General features: G+C 65.2%; 2 protein-coding genes. Both read right to left on the bottom strand.

Annotated features, from left to right (window positions below):
- Positions 1–2,305 (bottom strand): ATP-dependent RNA helicase HrpA (hrpA, locus tag QZY06_RS01075; RefSeq protein WP_295679070.1); only part of this gene is annotated, 2,305 nt, incomplete at its 3' end.
- 73 nt (positions 2,306–2,378) lie between these two features.
- Positions 2,379–3,617 carry an OmpA family protein gene (locus QZY06_RS01070; RefSeq protein ID WP_295679068.1) on the bottom strand — a complete coding sequence of 413 codons (1,239 nt, stop codon included), beginning with the start codon at positions 3,615–3,617 and terminating at the stop codon, positions 2,379–2,381.
- Between the last annotated feature and the right edge of the window lie 299 nt (positions 3,618–3,916).

Genomic DNA, 3,916 nt, shown 5'->3' with positions numbered 1-3,916 from the left:
CTTCATCGAGCAGCGCGAGGTTCTTCTCGAGGAACGCCGGCTTGTTCGGCATGTCGCCTCTGACCAGCGCTTCGCGGATGAAGATCTCGCGTGCCTTCGCCGGTTCGTCCTTGCCGTAGTGGCGGGCGCGCCGCAGCACCTGCATGCCGAACAAGGTGACCACTTCCATCGCCGTGACTTCGCCGCGATCGGCGTGCCAGACCGGGTCCTGCAGCACGCGCTTGACCAGATGCGGTGCTACGTCCGCGAGCCATTCCGGCTGGATTTCAGCGTTGATGCGGCCGAACAGCTGGCTGGTCTGGGCCAACTGCGCACTCATGATCCACGGCGGCGGCTTCTTGGCGATCGTCGACGCCGGAAACAGTTTGAAGCGTCGGCCGCGAGGCCCGTTGAACTCCGGCTTTTCGAGAACCTTCTGGCCGATGTGATCGATCAGGCCGGCGAGCAGGCATTTGTGGATGTCGGTGTAGAGCTTGTCGAGCGGCTGCTCCGTCTTCGGCTTGTCGGCGTCCTGCTTCGCCAACATATCCAGGATCTGCCTGTAGACCGACTCCCACTCCTCCATCCGCAGATAGCTGACGAAGTGCTCCTTGCACAGCTTGCGCAGCTGGCGATTGGAGGCGTTGGCGCTCCACTGCTGATAGCGCGCCCACAGGTTCAGCAAGGTGAAGTAGTCGGACTTCGCGTGCCGCCACTCAGCGTGCTTCAGGCGTGCGGCGTTCTGCTGGTCCGGCGGCACGTCATGCGGGTCCTGCACCGATAGCGCCGCCGCCAGCACCCAGACGTGTTCGCGATACGCCGTGCCGCGGCCGGCCTGGGCGATGCGGGCGATGCGCGGATCGAGCGGCAGCCGGCCCAGCTCGCGGCCGAGCGGGGTGATGCGCTTGTCGTCGTCGAGCGCGCCCAAGGTCTGCAGCAGGCGGTAACCGTCGGCGATGTGGCGGCCATCGGGCGCATCGAGCCAGGGGAAATCCTCGACATCACCGAGGCCGAGCGTGGCCATCTGCAGGATCACGCCGGCCAGATTCGAGCGAAGGATTTCCGGATCGGTGAACGGCGGCCGGGTATCGAAATTCTGCTGATCGTAGAGGCGCAGCGCGATGCCGGGACCGACGCGACCACAACGGCCGGCGCGCTGATTCGCCGCTGCCTGCGACACCGCTTCGATCTGCAACTGCTGCACGCCGAGCCTCGGCGAGAAGCGGTTGACTCGCGCGGTACCGGTATCGATGACGTAACGGATGCCGGGCACGGTCACCGAGGTTTCGGCGACGTTGGTGGCCAGCACGATGCGCGGCGCGCCGCCGCTGGAAAACACCTTGTCCTGCTTCTCGGCCGGCAGCCGCGAATACAGCGGCAACACTTCGGCGCGCGGAAAGCGGCTGGGCAAGGAGCGGGCAAGATCGTTGATCTCGCGCTCGCCCGGCAGGAAGACCAGCGTGTCGCCAACCCGTCCTGACTGCCACAGCGAATCGATGCCGGATGCGACCTGGCCTTCAAGATCGTCGTCCTGATCCGGCTCGCGATAGCGCATCTCGACCGGATAGGTGCGGCCTTCGACGAGCAGGATCGGCGCCGGTTCACCGCGCTGGTTGGCGAAGTGCCTGGCGAGTTTTTCCGGATCGAGCGTTGCCGAGGTGATGATCAGCTTCAGCTCGGGCCGGCGCGGCAGCAGGCGCTTCAGCCAGCCAAGCAGGAAATCGATGTTGAGGCTGCGCTCGTGGGCCTCGTCGATGATGATCGTGTCGTAAGCCAGCAGCTCGCGATCACGGCTCAGTTCGGCGAGCAGGATGCCGTCGGTCATCAGCTTCACGAGACTGCGTTCGGACACGCGGCGATCGAAGCGGGTTTCGTAGCCGACCAGTTCGCCAAGCCTGGTATCGAGTTCCGAGGCGATGCGATTGGCGACACTGCGGGCCGCGAGACGGCGCGGCTGGGTGTGGCCGATCAAGCCGCGCAGGCCACGGCCAAGCTCCAGACAAAGCTTCGGCAATTGTGTCGTCTTGCCGGAACCAGTCTCGCCGCAGAGCACGACCACCTGATGCTCGGCGATCGCCTTCAGCAGTTCGTCCCTGGCCTGCACCACCGGCAACTCGGCCGGATAGTTGATCGTCGCTGGCCGCAGCCGGGCACGGTTCTCGGCGGCGAGCAGCGCGGCTTCGACGTCCTTCTCGAAACGCGCCGTGTCGAACTTCGGATTGCCTCGAGCGCCGGCCACGGAGCGCCCCAGCCGCGCGGCATCGCGCAGCAGGAGCTGGTCACGGATCAGGTCAAAACGAGCTTGCAGCGGGGGTGTGGCAGTCACGGGGGCGGCGCGGAGAGGATCGCCGCCATGATACGGCAGCCTCTCTCCGCGACGCCCCGCGCTTTTTAGACCCTCAAGGCGTCGGTGCGGGTTCTGCGGTGCCGCGCTCGACCACCTTCAGCTCGACACGCCGGTTCAGCTCTTGGCCATCGACGGTCTTGTTGTCGGCGATCGGCATGGTTTCGCCGAAGCCGGCGGCAGTCATCCGGCCGGCGTCGATACCCTTGCTGATCAGGTACTCACGAGCCGACTGCGCACGCTGCTCGGACAGACGCAGGTTGTAGGCATCGGAGCCGCGGCTGTCGGTATGACCCTGCACCGCGACCTTGATGTCCGTGTGCTTGGCCAGCGCGACCGCAACGCCATCGAGCAGCGCCTTGGCGTTCAGCGTCAGGGTCGATTTGGCAGTGTCGAAGTTGACGCCGCGCAGCACCAGCACATCGCCGACGGCGCAGCCGCCAAGCTCCATCTCGCCGTTCGGGCCGGAGGGCTCGCAGCGCGGCTTCGGAGCTGGCTCGACTACCGGCTCGGCTGCCACCTCGACCGGCACGATCTGCACCGGTTCCACCGGCGCCTCGGCTGGTGCGGCAGGTGCCGCGCCGAAGTGATAGCGCAGCGAGAACAGCGCCGCATGCGATTCGTAGCGGGTTTCGACGTGGCTTTCCGGATTGTTGACCAGCAGATCGAACTGGCCGACGTTGCTGCGCAGATAGCGGTAGTCGATGGACGCAGTCAGGCTGCGAGTCAGATCGAAGCGCAGGCCGCCGCCGGCCTGGAAGGCGAAGACCGCGTCGAAATCGCTGCGCAGTGCCGAGCCATCCTGGAACAGGCCGACGCTGTCGACTGCCGGATCACGAACCGCGACCCGCACGATGCCGGCACCACCGCCGATGTAGGGATGCACGCGCCACGACGGGAAGAAGTCGTACCAGATGTTGGCGAAGGCCAGATCGGCGAACTCGCGGCCGCCGACGCGCTGCGACGGCTGGCCGTTCTGCAACAGCACGCGCTTGAAATCGTTATCGCGGCGCGCGAATTCCAGCTCCAGCTTGAGGCCCGAGCCGAAGCCATAGCCGCCGACCAGGCCGGCGACGTAACCGGTGTCGAAGCTGACATCGCTGACCTTGGTGCCGTCCGGAGCGGATACCAGCAGGCCGTTGGCGCCATAGATCTTGAAGTTCTGGTCACGAACGAAATTCGCACCGCCTTCAAGGCCCAGATACCAGCCCTGGTTGGCGGCAGCGATGCCGGGGACGATGCCGAGCACGGACAAGCCGAGTGCGGCGAATCGCAACGATTGACGAGGTTTCACGAACATTTTTGTTATTTCCCTGTGCTGTTTGGATCGATCTGATGCCGATCACGAGGAGGCTGGTCTGCGTTGCTTTGCAGACCCTTAGACGGTGCCGACGGGTCGCATTTTGAACCGGTTCCGGCTGCGCCTGGAGACCGTAGACCGAGGCTCGCAAAAAGTCCGCCGATCATTCGCCGCCGCCATGCTTGCACTTGTACGTGGCCCGGGATGAAATTCTTGTCAATCCCGGCCGCCTGTTCGCGCATGAAAATCCTGGTCATTGGTAGCGCCGGCCATCTCGGCGAAGCGCTGATGCG

The organism is uncultured Nevskia sp. (assembly GCF_903885465.1).
Taxonomy (GTDB): Bacteria; Pseudomonadota; Gammaproteobacteria; order Nevskiales; family Nevskiaceae; genus Nevskia.
Note: the sequence above shows the minus strand (reverse complement) of the source record. Positions and strands in the feature narration are given on the sequence as shown.